The following is a 21,452-nucleotide window of genomic DNA, read 5'->3' as shown; positions in this document are numbered from 1 at the left end:
CCTCCGCGGAGATCAACAGCACGAAGGGCCCCGTCGTGAGACGGGGCCCTTCCAGAGCGGTAGCGGAGGGATTTGAACCCTCGGTGACTTGCGCCACACTCGCTTTCGAGGCGAGCTCCTTCGGCCGCTCGGACACGCTACCGAGGGAGACCTTACAGCACGCCGGGCCGTGCTTCGAAATCGATAAGCGGCCCCGGTTCAGCGGGCCCGGAAGAACTCCGTGAGCAGGCGCGCGCAGTCCTCGGCGAGGACGCCCTCGATCACCTCGGGCCGGTGGTTCAGCCGCCGGTCGCGTACGACGTCCCACAGGGAACCCGCCGCGCCGGCCTTGTCGTCGCGGGCGCCGTAGACGACCCGGTCCACCCGGGACTGCACGAGGGCACCCGCGCACATCGTGCACGGTTCCAGGGTGACGACGAGCGTGCACCCCGTCAGCCGCCACTCACCGAGCGCGGCGGCGGCCCGGCGGATGGCCAGCACCTCCGCGTGCGCGGTCGGATCCCCGGTCGCCTCCCGCTCGTTGTGCCCGGCGCCGAGCACCCGGGTGCCGTCGGCGGACAGCACGACCGCGCCGACGGGAACGTCCCCGCCCCGGACGGCCTCCTCGGCCTCTCCCAGGGCGAGCCTCATCGCCGCCCGCCAGCGGTCGCGTACGGGGTCGGGTGAGGTCAGCGGACCGTCTCCAGGACCTCCGAGGCACCCAGCGCGTCGGCGATCGCGCCGAGGGCGTCCTCGGCGTCCAGGGACTTCAGCTCCTTCTCGCCGACGCCGAGGTCGTCGAGGATCTCGCTGTCGCCGACCGGGCTGTGCGGAACAGCGTCCCCGCTCCCGCCCTCCTCGTCGTCGGAGTCGCCGTCCGGCTCCTCCGTGCCGTCGAGGTCGAGGGAGTCCAGGTCGGCGCCGTCGTCGCCGGGCTCCCTGCCGAGCAGTTCGTCGGTGAGCAGGATCTCGCCGTAGCTGCTGCGGGCGGCCGCGGCGGCGTCCGACACGTAGATGCGGGGGTCGTCCTCACCGTCGATGCGGACGACGCCGAACCAGGCGTCCTCCTGCTCGATGAGAACCAGCACCGTGTCGTCCTCGGGCGAGGCTTCACGGGCCAGGTCGGCCAGATCCGACAGGGTCTCCACATCGTCGAGCTCTGTGTCGCTCGCTTCCCACCCGTCTTCGGTGCGCGCGAGCAGTGCGGCGAAGTACACCGTGACTCTCCCACTGGTCTGAGGCGTGCCGGTTGGGGGTCCCCCCGGCGGAGGTTACGGGCGGGACGGCTCGGGGTCCGAGCCCCACCCACTCGGAATCGTGGCAGAAACGAGGCGTCCAGGGGACGTCTTCGGCTCCCTGTGTCCGGCTGTTTTGATCGCCGTGGCCCGAGGGGGTCCGCGAGCGCGTCCGCGAAGGACTCACCAGCGCACTCGTTGCCGCCACCTGCGGATCGTACGCGGCTTTCCCGGGTGTTCCGGCACGCCCCGGCCCCAACTGAGCCCGGCGCGGCCGGTGCTCACGGCGCCGCGCTACCAGCGGAACGTGCGCATACGCATGGCGTGGCGCAGCCGGGCCGCCTTCGCCCGGCGCGGCTGGACCCGGTCGCGCAGCGCGCGGGCCTCGGCGAGTTCCCGCAGGAACTGGGCGCGCCGCCGGCGCCGGGCGGCGTCGCTCGTGTCCGGCGCGTCCGGTGCGGGATCCGCAGGCGATTCGGCGTTCGGCATAGGCTCACCCCCAGGTCGCGTCCCTCCCACTTTCCCTCCGACGGACGGTTTGATGCCAGCGCGAGGGTGAACGGCGCAGCGAGGGCTTGCCGTGTGCGGGGGCGCCGGGCATATCGGGCCCGGTTACTGTTGTGGACATGCGTCTCCACGTCGTCGACCACCCCCTGGTCGCCCACAAGCTCACCACGCTGCGCGACCGGCGCACCGACTCCGCGACCTTCCGGCGGCTCGCCGACGAACTGGTCACCCTGCTCGCCTACGAGGCCACGCGGGACGTGCGGACCGAAGCGGTCGACATCTCGACCCCCGTCACCGACACCACCGGTGTGAAGCTCTCCCACCCGCGCCCGCTCGTGGTGCCGATCCTGCGGGCCGGACTCGGCATGCTGGACGGCATGGTCCGGCTGCTGCCGACCGCCGAGGTGGGCTTCCTGGGCATGATCCGCAACGAGGAGACGCTCCAGGCGTCCACGTACGCCTCGCGCATGCCCGAGGACCTCTCCGGGCGTCAGGTGTACGTCCTCGACCCGATGCTGGCCACCGGCGGCACCCTGGTCGCCGCGATCCAGGAGCTGATCAAGCGCGGCGCCGACGACGTGACCGCCGTGGTGCTCCTCGCCGCGCCCGAGGGCGTGGAGCTGATGGAGCGCGAGCTGGCGGGCACGCCGGTGACCGTCGTGACGGCCGCCGTGGACGACCACCTCAACGAGAGCGGGTACATCGTGCCCGGCCTGGGCGACGCGGGCGACCGCCTGTACGGCGCCGCCGAATAGGCGCAGCGGCGCCCCTCAGCACCCCTTCTTCGACGAGGCGGGCGTCGGCTCGGGCTCGGCCAGCGCGGCCAGGGCCTTGTCGGCGTCCGCCTTCTTCGTCAGCTCCTTGAACCTGTCGCCGATGACCAGGTCCACGGCGGTGCCCTTGCGGGCCGCGTCGGTGCGGCGCTCGGCGGCGGTCAGCTGGGTCGCGAGGACCGGCAGCGAGGTGTTCAGCGAGGAGGCCGGGCCGAGCAGCAGCCCGGTGCCCTTGACCTTCTTGTCGTACTCCTTGCTCGCGTTGCCCACGTCACCGATCTTGAAGCCGCGCTTCTTCAGCTCGTCCGCGGTCTTCTTCGCCAGCCCGCCGCGCGTGGTGGCGTTGAGGACGTTGACGGTGATTGCGCCCGGCTCAGGCGGCTTCGGCGCGGCGGACGGCGAGGCCTTCGCCTTCGCCTTCGTCGCGCAGCCGCTCCCGGCCCCGGCCGCGGAGGCCGTGCCGCCGCCGCCCGTGAAGACGTCGACGAGCTGGAGCGTGCCCCAGCCGGCCAGGCCGAGGCCGGCGAGCGAGGCCGCGCCGAGCAGGACGAGCCTGCCGCGCGCTCGACGACGCCGCATCCGTGGGTACTTGTCCCCCTTGATCCGGTATTGGCCACCCATGCCGGGGGGAGTCAGCATGCTCATGGGCGCAGCGTAGTGCGCCCGGGCGGCAATGCCTACTAGATGATCATTCGCAGCCGCACGGTCCAACCCGAAAGGGTCAATGCGGACGAGGCCCGGCCGCGTCAGCCCGGACTCAGTCCAGTTCCAGCACTCTCGCGTGCAGCACCTGGCGCTGCTGGAGTGCCGCGCGGACCGCGCGGTGCAGGCCGTCCTCGAGATACAGGTCGCCCTGCCACTTCACGACGTGCGCGAAGAGGTCGCCGTAGAACGTGGAGTCCTCGGCGAGCAGGGTCTCCAGGTCGAGTTGGCCCTTGGTCGTCACGAGCTGATCGAGGCGGACCGGGCGCGGAGCGACGTCCGCCCACTGCCGGGTGCTTTCCCGGCCGTGGTCGGGGTACGGCCGGCCGTTTCCGATGCGCTTGAAGATCACACGGAAAGCCTACCGGTCGAGACGTTCCGGGCGCAGCCATGGCGGCGGAGTGCGACGCTGGAAAAGATCGGGCAGAACATGACGAAACGGCGAAGGCCGTGGGGAGAGCGGACATGAGCGACCGCAAGAGCACCCCCGGAACCGGGGCCGCGCCCCCGGCGCCCGGGACCCGGACCGGTGCCCCCGCACTCCCGCGCGAGGCCCTGGAGATCGCCGCCGGATACGCCTTCCCCGGCCCCGCCCTCGACCTCGGCGCCCTGCTGTGGGACGGCGCCTGCCTGCCCGACGCCCAGATCAGGGTGCCGCTGTCCATGCTCAACCGGCACGGTCTGGTCGCGGGCGCCACCGGCACCGGCAAGACCAAGACGCTCCAGCTGATCGCCGAACAACTGTCCGCGCAGGGCGTCCCCGTGTTCCTCGCCGACGTCAAGGGCGACCTGTCGGGGATCGCGGCGCCGGGGCAGCAGAACGACAAGGTGCGGTCGCGCGCCGCCGAGGTCCACCAGCGGTGGACCGGCACCGGTTTCCCCGCCGAGTTCCTCGCGCTGGGCGGCATCGGGCACGGCGTCCCGGTGCGCGCCACGATCACCAGTTTCGGCCCGGTGCTGCTGTCCAAGGTCCTCCAGCTCAACCGGACCCAGGAGCAGTCGCTCGGCCTGATCTTCCACTACGCCGACACCAAGGGCCTGGAACTGGTCGACCTCAAGGACCTGCGGGCGGTCGTCGCCTTCCTCACCTCCGAGGAGGGCAGGACGGAGCTGAAGGACATCGGTGGTCTGTCGACCGCCACCGCCGGGGTGATCCTGCGCTCCCTGACCGCCTTCGAGGCGGAGGGCATGGGCGACTTCTTCGGGGAGCCGGAGTTCGACACGGCCGAGCTGCTGCGGACGGCACCGGACGGGCGGGGCCTGGTGTCGGTCCTCGAACTGTCCGCCGTCCAGGACCGGCCCCGGCTGTTCTCCACCTTCCTGATCTGGCTGCTCGCCGACCTCTTCCACGACCTGCCCGAGGTCGGGGACGCCGACCGGCCGAAGCTGGTGTTCTTCTTCGACGAGGCGCACCTGCTGTTCGACGAGGCGTCCAAGGCGTTCCTGGAAGCGATCACCCGGACCGTACGGCTCATTCGCTCGAAAGGGGTCGGGGTCTTCTTCGTGACCCAGACCCCGAAGGACGTACCGGCCGAGGTGCTCGGCCAGCTCGGCAACCGCGTCCAGCACGCGCTGCGCGCCTTCACCCCCGACGACCAGAAGGCGCTCGGGGCCACGGTGAAGACGTTCCCGGACTCGCCGTACGACCTGGAGGAGCTGCTCACCGGGCTGGGCACCGGGGAGGCCGTGGTGACCGTCCTGAGCGAGAAGGGTGCCCCGACCCCCGTCGCCGCGACCCGGCTGCGGGCCCCCGAGTCGCTGATGGGCCCGATCGCGGCGGAGGAGCTGGACCGGGCCGTGACCGCGTCCGCGCTGCACGAGCGGTATGCACAGGCTGTGGACAGGGAGTCCGCGTACGAGAGGCTCCAGGAGCCCAGGGGCGGCAAGGGCCCGGACGAGACCAACGGGGAGCGGCGTCCGGGGAAGGGCCCCGACGAGATCGCCGGGGAGCCCCGGCGTGGCAAGGGCCCCGACGAGATCACCGGCGCGGGCGGGCGCGGCACCTCGTCGCGCGGCAAGGCGGAGAAGGACGAGTCCGTCGTCGAGCAGGTCGTCGGCAGCGGCATGTTCAAGTCCCTGGCCCGGTCGGTCGGCACGCAGATCGGACGGGAGATCACCCGGTCCCTGTTCGGGACGGCGCGGCGGAGGCGGTGACCCGGAGAAGTCCGCCCCCGCCGCGCCGGTCTCAGCCGCGCTCCCGTTCCTCGCGGGGACGCGGCGGCTCCTTCTTCCGGGCCCCGGGCTTCGGGGCGCTGCGCGCCGCCTCCGCGCGCAGCAGGGCGCGCAGGACGGCGTAGGGGTCGGCGGGCATGGCTGTGCTCCTCCTGTCGTGCTGACGGGGCCTCCTGGCGGGGGCGGTCAGCAGCGCAGGACGACGGTGCGCAGCAGGGGCGGGACGCTCGGGGCCGCGGCCGGACGGTCCGTCCGGGGGGTGGCGGGGGCGAGGGGCGGCCGGTGGGGCGGGCCCGCGCAGCGCCGTACGGAGCGACGGGTGCCGGCGCGGCGCTCGGAGCGGGCCGCCGGCCGCACGGTGGCGTCGAGGGTGTCGTGCTCGACGGCCTCGGCCCCTGCCGTCACGGCCACCGGCAGGGCGTGCGCGTGGGCGTCCGCTCCCGGTACGAGCAGCGCGAGCAGCAGCACGACGACCCGCAGCCAGACCCGGCTGCGCGATCCACTGCGTGCGGTGCTCACGGAAGGTCATGTCCCCCCGCACCGTCCGATGTTCATCACGCCTGACGCCGGAAACCCCCGCACGGGCTAAGAAAGGTCAGGTGCGGGACGAGGAAGGTCAGGCGCGGGACGCCTTCGCCGCCTTCGCGGCCGCCTTCATCTCCTGCTTGTGCGCCCGCACCTTGGCCAGCGACTCCGGTCCGGTGATGTCGGCGACGGACCGGAAGGACTCGGTCTCGCCGTACGCGCCGGCGGCCTCCCGCCACCCCTGCGGCCGCACGCCGAGCTGCTTGCCGAGCAGGGCGAGGAAGATCTGCGCCTTCTGCTTGCCGAACCCGGGCAGCTCCTGGAGCCGGCGCAGCAGTTCACGGCCGTCGTCGACGCCCTTCCAGACCAGCCCGGCCTCGCCGTCGTAGTGCTCGACCAGGTACTGGCACAGCTGCTGGATCCGCTTGGCCATGGAGCCCGGGTAGCGGTGCACGGCCGGCTTCTCGGAGAGCAGGGCCACGAACGCCTCGGGGTCCTGGGCGGCGATGTCGTGCGCGTCGAGGTCGTCCGCGCCGAGCCGGTCCGCGATCGTGCGCGGCCCCTTGAACGCCCACTCCATCGGCACCTGCTGGTCCAGCAGCATGCCGACCAGCGCGGCGAGCGGGCTGCGGCCGAGGAGCGCGTCGGCCTCCGGGTCCTGGGCGAGATGCAGGGTGACGTCCATGCCCCCGATCATGCCGCGCGGGCCGCCGGGCCGCGCGCGGGGGCGGCCCGGCCGGTCAGGGGCGCCAGTAGCCCAGGGCGTTCACCCGCTGCTTGGGCAGCCCGAGCTCCTTGCGGACGTACGCGGTCAGCGCACGGGTCGTCGCCGTGTCGCAGGCGATCCAGACGTACGGGTCCGGGGTCTGCCGCAGCAGGCCGGGCAGAGCCTCCTTCACGGCGGTGACGAGGTGGGCGCCCGCTTCGCGCCGCGGCACGGTCCGTACGTCGTGGCGGGCGGGGTCCGTGCGGAAGGGCAGGCCGTCGCGCTCGCCCTCGAACCACACGGTGGCCGGTGTCCCGCCGAGCGTGCCGACGAGGGAGTTCAGGGCGGGCAGGGAGGCGGCGTCGGCGACGGCGAAGACGTGCGTGGGCGCCGGGTCGGGGTCGGTGAAGCCGGTGCCGTGCACGGTCGCCTCGACGGTGTCGCCCGGCTTCGCGCGCCGGGCCCAGTCGCTGGCCACGCCCTCGTGCAGGGCGAACTCCAGGCTGAAGGTGCCGGCCGCCGGGTCGGGGTCGACCAGGGTGTAGGCGCGCTGGTGCGGCCTGCCCGCGTCGTCGAACCAGAGGCGGACCCACATGGTCGGGTGGACGCCGGTCGCCGCGAGCATGCCGCCGTCGGTGAGGCGCACCCGGCGGTAGTGCGCGGTGACGTCCTCGGCGCCCGTCACCGTGAACGTGAAGTCCTTGGCGCGCAGCAGTTTCAGGACCGCGCCCTCCCAGCCGTGCCCCTGCCCCATGTCCCGCGCCCCGTTCCCGTACTATTCCGGCACCGATGATGACTTAGGCAAGGCTAACCTAAAGCAAGGGAGGGGTGCAGGTGGCCGGCGAGATCTTCCGTGACGCCTGGGGCATTCCGCATCTGCGGGCGGACGGCGTGGACGAACTCGCCCGCACCCAGGGCCGGGTCACCGCCCTCGACCGGGCCTGGCAGCTCGAGGTGGAACGGCACCGGGCGCGCGGCACCTCCGCGTCCTTCCTCGGCGCCGAGTCCCTCTCCTGGGACGTCCTGGTGCGACGGGTCCGCCTCGACGACACGGCGAGACGCTGCTTCGAGGCCCTGGAACGACAGGACCCCGAGACCGCGCGGTGGGTGCGGGCGTACGTCGACGGGGTGAACGAGGGACTGGCCGAAGGCGCCCGCCGCACACCGGAGTTCGCGCGGACCGGGCTTGCCCCCGGGCGCTGGGAGCCCTGGACGCCGTTCGGGATCTGGCTGGGCGTCCACCTGCTGTTCGCGGGCTTCCCCGCCAAGCTCTGGCGCGAACAGGTGCGGCGGCACCTCGGCCCCGGGGCGGTCGGCCTGTTCGCCACGGACGGACCGGGCACCTCCGGCAGCAACGGCTGGCTCGTGAGCGGCGAACGGACCCTCACCGGGCAGGCGATCATCGCCGGCGACCCGCACCGCTTCATCGAGGAACCCGGCGTCTACCAGCAGATCCACCTGTCCTGCCCGGAGTTCGACGTCGTCGGCCTCGCCGTCCCCGGCGTCCCCGGCATCGCCCACTTCGGACACACCGGCTCCGTCGCCTGGGCCATCACCAACGCCATGGCCGACTACCAGGACCTCTACCGCGAGCGGCTGCGGCGGACCGGCGCGGGCGTCGAGGCACTGGACCCGGACGGGGTGTGGCGGCGCGCCACCCGGCACACCGAGACCGTCGAGGTCGCGGGGGAGGAGCCGGTCGAGGCCGAGGTGATCGAGACCGCGCGCGGACCGGTGATCGTCGGCGGTCCGGAGGGGCTGCCCGACGGGACCACGGGCGGTGACAGGGAGGACCCGCCCCTCGCGCTCGCCCTGCGCCACCCGCCCCGCGTCACCGGCGACCTCGGCTTCGGCGCCCTCCTGCCGCTGCTGCGGGCCCGCCGGGTCGCCGACGTCGACCGCGCCCTCGACGCGTGGACGGAGCCCGTCAACGCCGTCCAGGCCGCCGACACCGAGGGCGGCCTGCTGCACCGCGTCGCCGGGAAGGTGCCCGTGCGCTCCACGGCCAACCGCCTCCACCCGGTGCCCGCCTGGGAACCCGGACACGAGTGGCGGGGCTGGCACGAGACGCCCCGCGGCGGCCTCACCGACGGCGTCGCCGCCATGGCCAACCAGCGCGGACTCGCCACGCCCCTGGGCGTCGAGTTCGCCGCCCCGCACCGCGCCGACCGCATCACCGCCCTGCTCGCGGAGAAGGAACGCTGGTCCGCCGCCGACATGCCGGCGATCCACAGGGACACCCATCTGGCCTCGGCGGCCCCCCTGCTGGACCTCCTGGCCGGCCTCGGCGGCCTCGGCACCGCCGCCGAGCGCGTCCGCCGCACGCTGCTCGCCTGGGACCGCCGTATGGACGCGGACAGCACGGACGCCGCCCTCTACGCCCGGGTGCGGGGCGCCGTCGTCCGCCGGCTCGCCGCGCACCCCGCCTTCGCCGCGCTGGCCGTCCCGCCCGCCCACCCCGACGTCCTGCTCCCCTGGCTGGCCCTGCTCCCCCGCGTCGCCTTCGCCCTCGAACACCTGCTGCGCGCCGACGACCTGTACTGCGTCGACCGCGCGGAGCTGGTGCGGGCGGCCGTCGAGGAGGTCGCCGAGGACACCGCCGCGCCCGCGCCCACCTGGGGCGACACCCACCGGCTCGCCCCCTGGCGGGCCCTGCCGGACCCGGCGTCCGCGGAACCCGGCCTGTCCGGCGACCACGACTGCCTGCTCTGCACGTCCGCCGTGCCCGGACTCACCGACCTGAGCGCGCGCGGCCCCGCCGCCCGCTACGTCTGGGACCTGGCCGACCGCGAGGAGAGCCGCTGGGTCGTCCCGCTCGGGGCGTCCGGCGTCCCCGGCTCGCCCCACCACCGCGACCAGCTCCCGCTGTGGCTGCGCGGCGAGCTGGTCCCGGTCGTCACCGACTTCACCGCGTTCGAGAAGGAGACCGATGTCTGACCAGCCCACGGCCGCCCCCGCCGACCCCGTCCACGAGCAGACCGTCGACGGCATCGGCACCGTCACCGTCCGCCCCCTCGACCCGCACGCCGACGCCGGGACCGTGCACACCTGGGCGAGCGAGGAACGTGCCGTCTTCTGGGGCATGAACGGCCTGACACGGGACCAGATCGCCGAGATCTACGCCCACATGGCCACCCTCGACACCCATCACGCCTTCCTCGTCGAACGCGACGGCGACCCGGTCGCGCTCCTCCAGACCTACGAGCCCGACGCCGACCGGGTCGGCGAGTGCTACGACGTCCGGCCCGGCGACATCGGCGTGCACCTGATGCTCGCCCCCGCCGCCCCGGGCGGCGAGCGGCCCGGCTGGACCTCCGCGCTGCTCACGGTCGTCGCCGCGTACGTCTTCCGCACCCTGGGGCGCTCGCGGGTGGTCGTCGACCCCGACGTGCGCAACGAGAAGGCCGTGGCCCGCTTCCTCAGGCAGGGCTTCACCGCCGGACCGGCCGTCGTGCTGCCCGAGGTCGACCTGCCCGACGTGTACCTCCCGCGCAAGGAAGCCCAACTCGCCTTCCTCACCCGCGAGGTAGCTTGTGGGGGATGACGCCCGAGGAACTCGTCGCGCACTACCGCCTGGAGCCGATCCCGCGTGAGGGCGGGCTGTTCCGCCGCACCTGGGCCGGACCCGAACGGCCCGACGGGCGGCCGCAGGGCACCGCGATCGTCGTCCTGCTCACCGCCGACGACTACTCCGCCCTGCACCGCCTGCCGTCCGACGAGGTCTGGCACTTCTACCTCGGCGACCCCCTGGAGCTGCTGCTCCTCGCCCCGGACGGCACCTCCCGCACCGCCGTCCTGGGCCCCGGCATAACGCGCGGCCAGCACCTCCAGCTCACCGTGCCCGCCGGGACCTGGATGGGGGCCCGGGTGGCGGCCGGGGGCTCCTGGGCCTTCTTCGGCTGCACGATGACCCCCGGCTTCACCTACGAGGACTACGAGCACGGCGACCTGGCGGACCTCACGGCGCGCTATCCCCACGAGGCCGCCCGGATCGCGGAACTGTGCCGTCCATGAGCGGACTTCTCGACGGACAGGTCGCCCTCGTCACGGGCGCGGGCGGCGGCATCGGACAGGGCATCGCGGCCCGCTTCGCCGAGGAGGGCGCGGCGGTCGCCCTGCACTGCCGCACCGCGCGCGAGGCGGCCGACCGGCTCGCCGGGCGCATCCGCGAGGCGGGCGGCCGGGCTGTCGTCCTGACGGCCGACCTGACCGACGAGGACGCGTGCGGGCGGCTCGTCGCCGAGGCCGCCGCCTGGGGCGGCGGCCTGACCGCCCTGGTGAACAACGCGGGCGTGCAGCCCACCCGGGACCTGGCGGCGATGACCGCGGCCGACTGGCGGGCCGTGGTGGACGCCAACCTGTCCGGCGTCTTCGCCTGCACCCGCGCCGCGGCGGAGGCCATGCGGCCCGCCGGCGGTTCGGTCACGCACATCGCCTCCGTCGAGGCGGCCCGCCCGGCCCCGCTGCACGCCCACTACGGCGCCTCGAAGGCGGCGGTGGTGGCCCACGCCCGCACGGCCGCCCAGGAGTACGGCCCGCACGGCGTCCGCGTCAACACCGTCTCGCCCGGCCTGATCCACCGGGAGGGGCTGGCGCAGGCGTGGCCGGACGGAGTGGCACGATGGCGGGCGGCGACGCCCCTGGGACGGCTCGGGCGGCCGCGGGACGTGGGCGACGCCTGCGTGTTCCTGGCCTCCGCACTGGCGTCCTGGATCACCGGGCACGACCTCGTGGTGGACGGCGGGGTGTCCGCGCGGCCCGGCTGGTGAGCACACGGGCCCCCGCGTCCGTATGTACCCCGAGGCGGTGCGGACCGAAGGCGGAGATGCGGCGTGAGGTGTGCGGACGGACGACCGGGACGACGGGGGCCACTGCGGCTGCTCCTGCTGGGCCCGTTGCTGGTCCTGCTCCTGCTCGGCGGCACCGGGTCCGCGTCCGCGCACGCCGTGCTGCGCGACTCCGACCCCGGCGACGGCGCCGTCCTGAAGTCGGCGCCCCAGCACCTCACCCTGACCTTCAGCGAGTCCGTCGCCCTGCTCGACGACTCCTTCCGCGTCCTCGACCCCGACGGCCGCCGACTGCGTGTCGGCGAGCCGCGGAACGGCCCGGACGGCGCCGACACCGCCCGGGTGACCCTCCCCGCCGGGCTGGAGCAGGGCACCTACACCGTGGCCTGGCGGGTGGTGTCGGCCGACAGCCACCCGGTGTCCGGCGCGTTCACCTTCTCCGTAGGCAAGGCCACCGTCTCCACGGCCGCCGCCGCCCTGGCCACCGGCCCCACCGAGGACCCGGTGACCAAGGCCCTGCACACCATCGCCCGCTACCTCGCCTACCTCTCCGTCGCCGTGCTGATCGGCACCGCCGCCTTCGTCGCGGTCTGCCGCCCGCCCCACGTCCCGCTGCACGAGAAGCTGTCGCGGGCCTCCTGGTGGGCGCTGCTCGCCGCCACGCTCGTCCTGCTGGTGCTGCGGGCCCCGTACGAGACGGGGGAGGGGCCGCTCGGCGCGTTCGACGCCGACGCCGCGGGCCGCGCCCTCACCGGCCGCCCCGGCATCGTCCTGCTGGCCCGGCTCGCCCTCGTCCTGGCCGCCGGCGCCTACCTGCTGCGCATGGCCCGCCGGCGCAGGCGGTACGGCTGGACCGGCGCCGCCCTCGCGGCGGGACTCGCGGCGACCTGGGCGGCCGGCGAGCACGCCTCCGCCGGTCTGCAGGTGCCGGTGGCCATGACCTCCTCGGCGCTGCACCTGCTCGCCACGGCCGTCTGGCTGGGCGGTCTGGCGGCCCTGCTCGCCGCCCTCCACCAGGCCGCGCTGTCCGCTCAGGCGGTGCGCCGCTTCTCCCGGGTGGCGTTCGCGTCCGTCACCGTCCTCGTCGTGACCGGCGTCTACCAGTCCTGGCGCGGCCTCGGCGGCTGGGACGCGCTCGCCGACACGACGTACGGCAGGCTCCTCGCCATCAAGCTGATGGCGGTCGTCGTGCTCCTCGCCGCGGCGGCCGTCTCCCGCCGCTGGACGGCCCTGCAGACGACGCCCGCCGTGGCGGAGCCGTCCGGTGACCGGTCCGAGGAGCGGGCGGTGCGGACGAAGGTGGCGGCGGCCGTGGGCGGCCCGTCCGGGCCACCGGCCTCCACGTCGGTGCCTGCCTCCCCGCCGGAGTCGCCCTCCCCGTCGGATCCGCCCGGACCGGACCCCTCCGCCGAGGGGGGACCCGACCCCGCGCACCGGCGGGCGCTGCGCCGCTCGGTGCTCACCGAGGTCGCCGTCGGCGCGGCCGTGCTGGCCGTCACCACGCTGCTGACCAGCACGCTTCCGGGCCGGGCCGAGGCCGAGGCGGCCACCGCCGCGCCCGCGGTGGTCGGCGCCTCCGTCACCGACGTGCCGTTCGACGTCGGCACGCCCGGCGGGCGCGGCACGGCGCAGATCACCATCGACCCCGCCCGCGTCGGCGACAACTCGATCGAGGCGGTCGTCTACGGCCCCGACGGCGGCATCTCCTCCGTCCCCGAACTGCGGATCTCCTTCACCCACCCCGGCCAGGACATCGGCCCGCTCGACGCCGGGCTCACCGACCGGGGCGGCTACTGGGGCAACAGCTTCCTCAACCTGCCCGTCGCCGGGACGTGGGAGATGAAGGTGACCGTGCGCACCTCGGACGTGGACCAGATCACCGAGACCCGGGCGGTGACGATCCGCTAGGGCGTTTCGAGGGCTCCTCAAAGGTGAGAGTCCGGGAGGAAACGGGCACATCATAAGAAGTGCGGCATCCATCCGAGGAGGCCGTCCGCCATGCCCGAACTGCCGGACGTCGAGGGATTCCGGGGCGTGCTCCGTTCCTGCGCGCAGGGCCGGACCGTGCGCCGGATCGAGGTGCGCGACGCGGGTGTGCTCCACGGCGTGAGCGCGCGGCGGCTGCGCGAGGCGTTGGAGGGGCGGCGGATCACCCGGGCCGAGCGGCACGGCAAGTGGCTGCTCGCCCGCACCGGCGGCCCCACCCTCGCCCTGCACTTCGGTATGACCGGCTCCCTCGTGTGCGCCGGTCCGGACGACCCCGTGGCGCCGCACGACCGTGTGCTGTTCACCCTGTCCGGCGACCGGAGCCTCCGCTACCGCGACCAGCGCAAGCTCCAGGGCCTGTGGCTCGCCGAGGACGACGACGCCGTCGCCCGCCTGCTGGCCGGGCAGGGCCCCGACGCCCTGGACGTGGACAGGGAGCGGTTCGACGAGGCCCTGCGCGGGCGCCGGGGCGCCGTCAAGGGCGTGCTGCTCGACCAGTCCGCGGTGGCCGGCCTTGGGAACCTGCTCGCCGACGAGATCCTGTGGCGGGCCCGGCTGAGCCCCGCCCGCCGGGCGAGCGACCTGACCGACGCCGACCGCAGGGGCCTGTACCGCCAGATGCGCCGCACCCTGCGCTCCGCGGTCCCCACCGGACGCGTCCCGCCCCGCCCCTCCTGGCTGACGGGCCGCCGGGACACCCCGGACCCGCACTGCCCGCGCTGCCACGCCCCGCTGCGCCGGACCCGTGTGGCCGGCCGTACGACCGTGTGGTGCCCCGCCTGCCAGCCCGCCACCTCCGGCACCGCCACCGGATCGCGCCGATGACGGGGCACGGCGCGCCGAGGGCGGCGGGGCCCGGGGCGGCGGAGTGCGGGCCGGCCGGAATCCCCCCGAGAGCGAGATGAGCGATCATGCACGAGCCCGCCGTCGGCGCCCGGGCCAGGTCCGACCTCGACGACCTGGTCGGCGCGGACCTGACCGCCCGGGTCACCGTCGACGAACACGGCACCGTCACCGGCTGGAACGCGGGCGCCGAGCGGCTCCTCGGGTACCCGGCCGGCGAGATCGTGGGCCGTCCGGCGGCCGGTCTGCTGGCGGAACCGCCGCGCGGGCGGGACCTGCCCCCGTTCCCGAGGCTGCGGCGCTGGCACGGCACGGTCGGTCTCCGGCACCGCGACGGCCGCACCCTCCCCGTCAAGGTCCTGGCGCACCACCGCACCCACGAGAACGGGCGGCGCGAATGGTTCTGCGTCTGCGCGCCGACCGCCCGCCAGGCACCGCCCGAGCGGCGCGACGAGCCGTTCGTGAGCTGGAGCTTCGCCCAGTCCCCCTCCTGCGCCACGGCCCTGTACGACACCCGGCTGCGGCTGCGCCGGGCCAACCGGGCCATGGAACGGGCCGTCGCCCTCACCGAGGCCGACATGCTGGGGCTGCGCGTCGAGGAGATCGTGGACGAACCGGCCGGGCGGCGCGCGGAGGAGAGCATGGCCCTGGTGCTGCGCACCGGGGAGACCCAGGTCAACGAGGACTTCCTGCCCGCGGCGGGAGAGACCCGGGCGCACGCCTGGTCGCTGCTGATGTCCCCGCTGCGGGACGCCGCGGGCGCCGTCCGGGGCGTCTGCCTCACCGCGCACGACATGACCGAACAGCACTGGGCCCGCCGGCGCCTCCAGCTGATCGCCGAGGCGGGCCGGCGCATCGGCACCACCCTCGACGTGATGCGTACCGCCCAGGAACTGGCCGACGTCGTCGTGCCCGAGCTGGCCGACTTCGTCTCCATCGACCTGCTGAGCGCCGTCGACGACCCGCCGGACACCTCCCGGCGCGGCGGCCCGCCGCCCGGCCCGCTGGAACTGCTCCGGGCCGCCCACCAGTCGGTGACCCCGGGCGTCCCGGAGGCGGTCACCGCGCTCGGCGCCCTGGACCGGTACGCCGACGGCTCGGCGCCGGTGGAGACGCTGCGCTCCGGCCGGGCCACGGTGTACGAGATGACGCATCCGGCGATCACCGCGCTCGTGGCGCACGACCCGGTCCGGGCCGCCCGCGTCCGGGAGTTCGGCATCCACTCGGTGATGACGGTGCCGCTGACGGCGCGCGGCACCACCCTGGGTGTCGCCGTCCTCGCCCGCCACCGCCACCCCGAGATCTTCCAGCAGGACGACGTGGTGCTGGCCGAGGAGCTGGCGGCCCGCGCGGCCGTCTGCATGGACAACGCCCGCCGCTACACCCGTGAACGCGACCGGGCGGTCACCCTGCAGCGCAGCCTGCTGCCGCAGCGGCTGCCCGAGCAGGCGGCCGTGGAGGTCGCCACCCGCTACCTGCCGGCGGGCGCGCACACCGGGGTCGGCGGCGACTGGTTCGACGTGATCCCGCTGTCCGGGGCACGGGTGGCCCTGGTCGTCGGGGACGTCGTCGGGCGCGGCATCCACGCCTCCGCCACCATGGGCCGGCTGCGGACGGCCGTACGCACCCTCGCCGACATCGACCTGGCTCCCGACGAACTGCTCACCCACCTCGACGACCTGGTGTCCCGGCTGTCCACCGAGCGGGACGGCGGCCGGACGCGCGAGCGCCACCCCGAGTGCGAGGGGGAGGTCGGCGCGACCTGCCTGTACGCCGTCTACGACCCGATCTCCCGGCGCTGCTCCCTGGCCCGCGCCGGGCATCCGCCGCCGGTGGTGGTCGTTCCCGGAGGCAGCGCCGAGCGCGTCGACCTGCCGCCCGGACCGCCGCTGGGCGTGGGCGGCCTGCCCTTCGAGGCCGCTGAGATCGAGCTGCCCGAGGGCAGCCTGCTCGCCCTCTACACCGACGGCCTGATCACGCCCGGCGGCCGGTCCCGCCCCGGGGACGCCGAGGCGGACGTCAGCCGGCTGAGCCGCCTCCTCACCGGTCCCGAGCCGACCCTGGACGCCCTGTGCGACCGGATCCTCACCGACCTGCTGCCGCCCCGGCCGCCCGACGACGTCGCCCTGCTCGTCGCCCGCACCCGCGCGCTGGACGCCTCCCAGGTCGCCACCTGGCAGGTGCCGGCCACGCCGTCCGCCGTGGCCCAGGCCCGCAAGGACGCGCTCGCCCAGCTCGACGCGTGGGACCTGGAGGACGCCGCGTTCGTCACGGAACTGGTCGTCAGCGAACTGGTCACCAACGCCATCCGGCACGCCCAGCCGCCCGTCCAGCTGCGCCTGATCCATCTGACCCACGAGGACTCCCTCATCTGCGAGGTGTCCGACGGCGACAGCACGGCCCCTCATCTGCGCCGGGCCCGCACCTACGACGAGGGCGGCCGGGGGCTGCTGCTGGTGGCGCAGCTCACCCGGCGCTGGGGCACCCGCCAGTCGGCCAACGGCAAGACGATCTGGGCGGAACAGCCGCTGGACGCCTGACCCCGGACCGGCGCCCGACCCCGGACGGCGCCTGACCCCCTGACCCCCGGACCGGCGCCCGACCCCGGACCGGCGGCAACGCACCGGCCGTCTTTCGCGTCTTCGTCGGCGGAGGGGGCCCCCGAGCAGCGCCAAAATCCCCCTTGCCCCGCTCCGATACCATGCTCGAACTCACGAACGAGTGCTGACGACCGCCCCTCACACATCGGCCGAGACAATTGATATCCGAGACATCGCAGACGTCCGCGCGAATAGGCAGCCGGCAGCGGGCGCTGATGTGGTCCGCCGTGGGCGTGGTCGCCCTCGGGTTCCTGATCGCCCTGGAGGTGGCCGCCCGCCACTACGGTGAGCCGGGCCCCCTCACCAACCAGGTCCGCGAGATCGCCTTCCCGCCCAAGTCCGGCTTCCTGCTGTACGCCGGCATGGGCCTGATGATGGTCGTCCTCACCTGGCGGGAGCGCCTCGTCGCCTTCGGCGCCGCCCTCGGCATCGACCTCGTGATCGTCGCCGTCCGCTGGGCCACCGGCACCCTCCCGGCCCTCGGCGGGGGGCACCCCTTCGGCAACGGCGCGCTGTGCGTCGTCCTGGCGTGCGCGGTCGTCGCCGTCACCCGCCGCACCGGCGCCGAACGCCTCCTGCTCCTCAAGGGCGTCGGACTGGCCCTGCTCCTGGTGGCCGGCCGCAAGACGGGCGACACCTGGCTGCTGATCACGTCGAAGACCCAGCCGCAGGTCCTCGACCCGTACGTCGCCATCGCCGACAAGGCGCTCGGCAACCCCTCCTGGGTCGTCGGCCGGATCGTCGAGGCCACCGGGCCGGTCGGCGCCCATGTGCTCGACTACGTCTACGTCCAGCTCGCGGTCGCCGCCGTCCTCGTCTCGGTCCACCAGCTGCGCCACGTGGCGGCCGAGCGCCGCTTCCCCAGCCACCACCTGGTGCGCACGTTCCTCGTGATCGGCCTGCTCGGCCCCGGCATCTACATGATCTTCCCCGTGGTCGGCCCGGTCTTCGCCTACGGCCCCGACGGCGGCCACTGGGCCACGGCCGACATCTGGCCCCAGACGGCACCGGCGCTCGCCGCCCCGCACCCCATGCCGTTCGACGGGATCACCCCGCGCAACTGCATGCCCAGCCTGCACACGGCATGGGCCACCGCGATCTTCATCCACTCCCGCCGCGGACCGCGCCTCCTGCGCTACGCGGGCACGTTCTGGCTGGTCGCCACACTCGGCGCGACCCTCGGCTTCGGCTACCACTACGGCGTGGACCTCGTGGCCGGTGTGGTCTTCACCCTCACCATCGAGGGGGCCCTGCGCGCGACGTCCCGCGGCTGGGACCGGGCGGGTGCCCGCCTGGTCGTCCACGGCGCCCTGGTGTTCACCGCGCTCCTGCTGTCGTACCGCTTCCTGCCGCTGGAGATGGCCCGCCACCCCTGGCTGTACGGCCCGCTGCTGCTCGCGGCGATGGGCTCGGTGATCTACGGCTACCTCCGTACGACCCGCGTCTGGGACCCGAAGCCCACCCCGGCCCTGCGCCCGGAGCCGCGGCCCGAGATGGCCTGACCGGGCGGCCGCGGCGGACGGCGCCGAGCGCGCGCCGTCCGCTGTGGCTGGGCTGTCCGCTTTGTTGTCTACTGGGACTCATGTGACGCGCGCGCCGAGAGCGGAAGCCGTACCCGATTCTGCGAGGCGATTCTCGTGAACCTTCAGCCCCGAGCACTTGTCGCTGTCACCGGAACAGCCCTGCTGCTGTCCGGGACGACCGTCGCCCACGCCGCCGGCGCCCCGTCGGCGACCGAGGCCAAAGCGGCGTCCTCCGTGACGGTGACCACCAAGAACACGTCACTGGGGAAGATCCTCGTCAACGAGAAGGGGCACACCCTCTACCTGTTCGAGTCCGACAAGAAGGACAAGTCCACCTGCAACGACGCCTGCGCCGAGGCATGGCCGCCGCTGAAGGGGGACGGCAAGCTCGTCGCCAAGGGCGGCGTGGACAGCAAGCTGCTCGACACCATCAAGCGCAGCGACGGTTCGAAGCAGGTGACGTACAAGGGGCAGCCCCTCTACACGTTCGCCGACGACACCAAGGCCGGGCAGACCAACGGGCAGGGCGTCGACGCCTTCGGCGCCAAGTGGTTCGTGCTGGGCACCGACGGCAAGAAGATCACCAAGCAGCCCGCGTCCCAGAACGGCGGCTACTGACCGTCCGCGTCACGTCAGCCCAGGCGTGTCGAACCCGTTGAGCTGCCACAGCGCGGCGGTGTACCAGAGCAGGGCGATCGCGCAGAAGAGCAGACCGCCCACGAGAGGCAGCGTCCACCCCGGGAACCGATGGCTGCGCACCACGAGCACCTTCGCGGCGAAGGCGCCGTACAGGACGCAGCCGGTGACCGAGTGGATCGACACCCGTGGCGAGGTCGTCTCGACGCCGTACGCGCTCAGGCAGTGGTAGGCGATCGGCACCGAGAGCAGGAAGGCGAGCAGTCCGGTCACCCGGTGCGTGAGGGGGACGGCGCGCGGTGCCGACTTCGACCCGGGCAGCAGGCCGTACATCCAGGCGGCGAGCAGCAACTGGACCAGTGCGAGACCCAGCAGGGCGCTCCCCAGCCGGGCCTTGAGCTCCATGGCCTCGTTGTACCGGGCGCCGAACAGGCTGCTGTTCGGGTCGGGCGTCAGGCCCCGCCCCACGAACCAGATGCCCAGGCCCACGGCCACGGGGATCAGCAGCAGGACCGCGGCACGCCCCTTGCCCGTCGCGCCGCGGGAGGAGGCGGGTTGCTGTTCCACGAGGGCTCCGTAAGAAGGGCGACGACCGGAACCCTCACCATGGCCCCGCCCCCGCCCGCCGCCCGGCCGACCGCTCCGCCACCCCACCGGGAATCACCCGATGGACGGCCCATGTCCGTGTGTGACGGACACCACGCCGGCCGCGGGGTCCCCGGACAACGTCGAAGGGCCCCACCGCGAACGGTGGGGCCCTTCGACATCGTGCCCGGTGAGGCACTGGCGGAGGATACGAGATTCGAACTCGTGAGGGGTTGCCCCCAACACGCTTTCCAAGCGTGCGCCCTAGGCCTCTAGGCGAATCCTCCGCCGCAAACAATACAAGACGTTGAGGAGTGCTCGCGAACTCGTTCCCCGCCGCCGTCATCAGGTACTGTTTGGGCAGCCCCTCACGCGGCGCTATCTGACTGAACTCCCCCAGGGCCGGAAGGCAGCAAGGGTAGGTCGGCTCTGGCGGGTGCGTGGGGGGCGTTCGCGTGCTCCGGGGGCGGGACCCGATGTCAGTGCGCGCCTATAACCTCGTAGGCGTGTCGTCTCTCGCGCTGTACCGCCGCTATCGCCCGGAGTCGTTCGCCGAGGTCATCGGGCAGGAGCATGTCACCGACCCGTTGCAGCAGGCGCTGCGGAACAACCGGGTCAATCACGCGTACCTGTTCAGCGGTCCGCGCGGATGCGGCAAGACGACCAGCGCCCGGATCCTCGCCCGCTGTCTGAACTGCGAACAGGGCCCCACCCCGACCCCCTGCGGCCAGTGCCAGTCCTGCCAGGACCTCGCGCGCAACGGCCCGGGCTCCATCGACGTCATCGAGATCGACGCGGCCTCGCACGGTGGTGTGGACGACGCCCGTGAGCTGCGCGAGAAGGCGTTCTTCGGACCGGCCGCCAGCCGTTACAAGATCTACATCATCGACGAGGCCCACATGGTCACGTCGGCCGGCTTCAACGCCCTGCTGAAGGTCGTCGAGGAGCCGCCGGAGCACCTGAAGTTCATCTTCGCGACGACCGAGCCCGAGAAGGTCATCGGGACGATCCGCTCGCGCACCCACCACTACCCGTTCCGGCTGGTCCCGCCGGGCACCCTGCGGGACTACCTCGCCGACGTCTGCCGCCGCGAGGACATCCCCGTCGAGGACGGCGTGCTCCCGCTCGTCGTCCGCGCCGGCCAGGGCTCCGTGCGTGACTCCATGTCCGTGATGGACCAGCTGCTCGCCGGGGCCAAGGAGGAGGGTGTGACGTATGCCATGGCCACCTCCCTCCTCGGCTACACCGACGGCTCGCTGCTCGACTCCGTCGTGGAGGCCTTCGCGACCGGTGACGGCGCCGCCGCCTTCGAGGTCGTGGACCGGATCATCGAGGGCGGCAACGACCCGCGGCGGTTCGTCGCCGACCTGCTGGAGCGGCTGCGGGACCTCGTGATCCTGGCCGCCGTGCCGGACGCCGCCGAGAAGGGGCTCATCGACGCCCCCGCCGACGTCCTGGAGCGGATGCAGGCCCAGGCCGGCACCTTCGGCGCCGCCGAGCTCAGCCGCGCCGCCGACCTGGTCAACGAGGGGCTGACCGAGATGCGCGGCGCCACCTCGCCCCGGCTCCAGCTCGAACTGATCTGCGCGCGGGTGCTCCTGCCCGCCACCTACGGCGACGAGCGGTCCCTCATGGCCCGGCTCGACCGGCTGGAGCGGGGCGTGAGCTTCTCCGGGGGCGCCGGCGCCCCCGCGATGGGGTACGCCCCCGGTCCCGAGGCCCACGCCGCCCCCGCGCCCCCGCAGGCCGTCGCCCCGCAGGCCGCCGCCCCGCCGGTGCCGCCCGGCGGAGGGCTCGCCGCCGCCCGCGCGGCCGTACGGGGTCCGGGCGCCCCCGCTCCGGAGGCACCGCCCGCGGAGGCTCCGCCGGCCGCCGCGGCCCCCACCCCTCCCG

Annotated in this window: 22 protein-coding genes, 2 tRNA genes and 1 other RNA gene; 13 read left to right on the top strand and 12 right to left on the bottom strand. The window is 74.1% G+C overall.

The genetic code is table 11. From position 1 onward, the window contains the following. Positions 1-57: 57 nt before the first annotated feature. From ADL34_RS23175 to ADL34_RS23160, 4 genes are all read right to left on the bottom strand, one after another. A tRNA-Ser gene (locus tag ADL34_RS23175) sits at positions 58-142 on the bottom strand. Positions 143-198: 56 nt separating this feature from the next. Beyond that, on the bottom strand, positions 199-630 hold the full coding sequence (gene tadA, locus ADL34_RS23170; RefSeq protein ID WP_062665729.1) for a tRNA adenosine(34) deaminase TadA: 432 nt from the start codon (positions 628-630) through the stop codon (positions 199-201). A gap of 38 nt (positions 631-668) precedes the next feature. Continuing rightward, positions 669-1,196, bottom strand: a complete 528-nt coding sequence (locus ADL34_RS23165; RefSeq protein ID WP_062665727.1) for a hypothetical protein — start codon at positions 1,194-1,196, stop codon at positions 669-671. 312 nt (positions 1,197-1,508) lie between these two features. After that, positions 1,509-1,703 (bottom strand): hypothetical protein, encoded by a 195-nt coding sequence (locus ADL34_RS23160; protein ID WP_062665725.1) that lies wholly within the window; start codon positions 1,701-1,703, stop codon positions 1,509-1,511. Positions 1,704-1,840: 137 nt separating this feature from the next. On the opposite strand from ADL34_RS23160, the gene upp reads away from it, so the two are divergent. Further along, positions 1,841-2,476 (top strand): uracil phosphoribosyltransferase, encoded by a 636-nt coding sequence (gene upp / locus ADL34_RS23155; protein WP_062665723.1) that lies wholly within the window; start codon positions 1,841-1,843, stop codon positions 2,474-2,476. A 15-nt stretch (positions 2,477-2,491) separates the two neighbouring features. Here upp and ADL34_RS23150 read toward each other — a convergent pair whose 3' ends face one another. Beyond that, the gene (locus ADL34_RS23150; protein ID WP_062665721.1) at positions 2,492-3,115 is read right to left on the bottom strand and encodes a LytR C-terminal domain-containing protein; all 624 of its coding nucleotides are present in this window, start codon (positions 3,113-3,115) and stop codon (positions 2,492-2,494) included. A 136-nt stretch (positions 3,116-3,251) separates the two neighbouring features. After that, positions 3,252-3,548 (bottom strand): type II toxin-antitoxin system VapB family antitoxin, encoded by a 297-nt coding sequence (locus ADL34_RS23145; RefSeq protein ID WP_003999914.1) that lies wholly within the window; start codon positions 3,546-3,548, stop codon positions 3,252-3,254. A 113-nt stretch (positions 3,549-3,661) separates the two neighbouring features. On the opposite strand from ADL34_RS23145, the gene ADL34_RS23140 reads away from it, so the two are divergent. Beyond that, positions 3,662-5,350 carry a helicase HerA-like domain-containing protein gene (locus ADL34_RS23140; RefSeq protein ID WP_062665719.1) on the top strand — a complete coding sequence of 563 codons (1,689 nt, stop codon included), beginning with the start codon at positions 3,662-3,664 and terminating at the stop codon, positions 5,348-5,350. Positions 5,351-5,381: 31 nt separating this feature from the next. Here the strand turns inward: ADL34_RS23140 and ADL34_RS37060 are convergent, their stop codons facing one another. The 4 genes from ADL34_RS37060 to ADL34_RS23125 form a co-directional block, all read right to left on the bottom strand. After that, entirely contained in the window at positions 5,382-5,507 is a 126-nt protein-coding gene (locus tag ADL34_RS37060; RefSeq protein WP_267891470.1) for a hypothetical protein, read from the bottom strand. Between the two features lie 47 nt (positions 5,508-5,554). Further along, entirely contained in the window at positions 5,555-5,887 is a 333-nt protein-coding gene (locus tag ADL34_RS35780) for a hypothetical protein (RefSeq protein WP_063892355.1), read from the bottom strand. A gap of 97 nt (positions 5,888-5,984) precedes the next feature. Next, positions 5,985-6,578: an HhH-GPD-type base excision DNA repair protein gene (locus ADL34_RS23130; RefSeq protein ID WP_062665718.1), complete on the bottom strand. Its 594-nt coding sequence runs from the start codon at positions 6,576-6,578 to the stop codon at positions 5,985-5,987. Between the two features lie 55 nt (positions 6,579-6,633). After that, complete coding sequence (locus tag ADL34_RS23125) at positions 6,634-7,353, bottom strand: siderophore-interacting protein (RefSeq protein ID WP_062665716.1); 720 nt, start codon at positions 7,351-7,353, stop codon at positions 6,634-6,636. Between the two features lie 80 nt (positions 7,354-7,433). Here ADL34_RS23125 and ADL34_RS23120 point away from each other — a divergent pair, with 80 nt between their 5' ends. The 9 genes from ADL34_RS23120 (at position 7,434) to ADL34_RS23080 (ending at position 18,956) form a co-directional block, all read left to right on the top strand. Beyond that, on the top strand, positions 7,434-9,536 hold the full coding sequence (locus ADL34_RS23120) for a penicillin acylase family protein (RefSeq protein ID WP_062665794.1): 2,103 nt from the start codon (positions 7,434-7,436) through the stop codon (positions 9,534-9,536). Next, positions 9,529-10,143, top strand: a complete 615-nt coding sequence (locus ADL34_RS23115) for a GNAT family N-acetyltransferase (RefSeq protein WP_062665714.1) — start codon at positions 9,529-9,531, stop codon at positions 10,141-10,143. The genes ADL34_RS23120 and ADL34_RS23115 overlap by 8 nt, the downstream gene beginning before the upstream one ends. Then, on the top strand, positions 10,140-10,613 hold the full coding sequence (locus ADL34_RS23110) for a cupin domain-containing protein (protein ID WP_062665713.1): 474 nt from the start codon (positions 10,140-10,142) through the stop codon (positions 10,611-10,613). The genes ADL34_RS23115 and ADL34_RS23110 overlap by 4 nt, the downstream gene beginning before the upstream one ends. Next, positions 10,610-11,368, top strand: a complete 759-nt coding sequence (locus ADL34_RS23105; RefSeq protein ID WP_062665711.1) for an SDR family NAD(P)-dependent oxidoreductase — start codon at positions 10,610-10,612, stop codon at positions 11,366-11,368. The genes ADL34_RS23110 and ADL34_RS23105 overlap by 4 nt, the downstream gene beginning before the upstream one ends. A gap of 63 nt (positions 11,369-11,431) precedes the next feature. After that, positions 11,432-13,294, top strand: coding sequence for a copper resistance CopC/CopD family protein (locus ADL34_RS23100; protein ID WP_234375084.1), 1,863 nt, complete (start codon positions 11,432-11,434; stop codon positions 13,292-13,294). Positions 13,295-13,384: 90 nt separating this feature from the next. Continuing rightward, entirely contained in the window at positions 13,385-14,197 is an 813-nt protein-coding gene (locus ADL34_RS23095) for an Fpg/Nei family DNA glycosylase (protein WP_062665709.1), read from the top strand. Positions 14,198-14,283: 86 nt separating this feature from the next. Continuing rightward, the gene (locus tag ADL34_RS23090) at positions 14,284-16,755 is read left to right on the top strand and encodes an ATP-binding SpoIIE family protein phosphatase (protein WP_062665707.1); all 2,472 of its coding nucleotides are present in this window, start codon (positions 14,284-14,286) and stop codon (positions 16,753-16,755) included. Between the two features lie 275 nt (positions 16,756-17,030). Then, positions 17,031-18,317, top strand: a complete 1,287-nt coding sequence (locus ADL34_RS23085; RefSeq protein WP_079034045.1) for a phosphatase PAP2 family protein — start codon at positions 17,031-17,033, stop codon at positions 18,315-18,317. 135 nt (positions 18,318-18,452) lie between these two features. Further along, complete coding sequence (locus ADL34_RS23080; protein WP_234375083.1) at positions 18,453-18,956, top strand: hypothetical protein; 504 nt, start codon at positions 18,453-18,455, stop codon at positions 18,954-18,956. A gap of 9 nt (positions 18,957-18,965) precedes the next feature. On the opposite strand, the gene ADL34_RS23075 is transcribed toward ADL34_RS23080, so the two are convergent. Together ADL34_RS23075 and ADL34_RS23070 are read right to left on the bottom strand one after the other, a co-directional pair. Then, a complete protein-coding gene (locus ADL34_RS23075; RefSeq protein WP_062665704.1) occupies positions 18,966-19,541 on the bottom strand; it encodes a DUF6529 family protein in 576 nt (191 codons plus the stop codon). Positions 19,542-19,758: 217 nt separating this feature from the next. Next, positions 19,759-19,846, bottom strand: a tRNA-Ser gene (locus tag ADL34_RS23070). 73 nt (positions 19,847-19,919) lie between these two features. Between ADL34_RS23070 and ffs the strand changes: the two genes are divergently transcribed. Then, an RNA gene (gene ffs / locus ADL34_RS23065) (signal recognition particle sRNA small type) lies at positions 19,920-20,014 on the top strand. Positions 20,015-20,065: 51 nt separating this feature from the next. After that, the coding region (locus tag ADL34_RS23060) for a DNA polymerase III subunit gamma and tau (protein ID WP_159038970.1) at positions 20,066-21,452 on the top strand (1,387 nt) is incomplete at its 3' end.

This window comes from Streptomyces sp. NRRL WC-3605 (assembly GCF_001509795.1).
GTDB classification, from domain to species: Bacteria; Actinomycetota; Actinomycetes; order Streptomycetales; family Streptomycetaceae; genus Streptomyces; species Streptomyces viridochromogenes.
The sequence above is the reverse complement of the archived record's forward strand: the minus strand, read 5'-3'. Positions and strand labels throughout refer to the sequence as shown.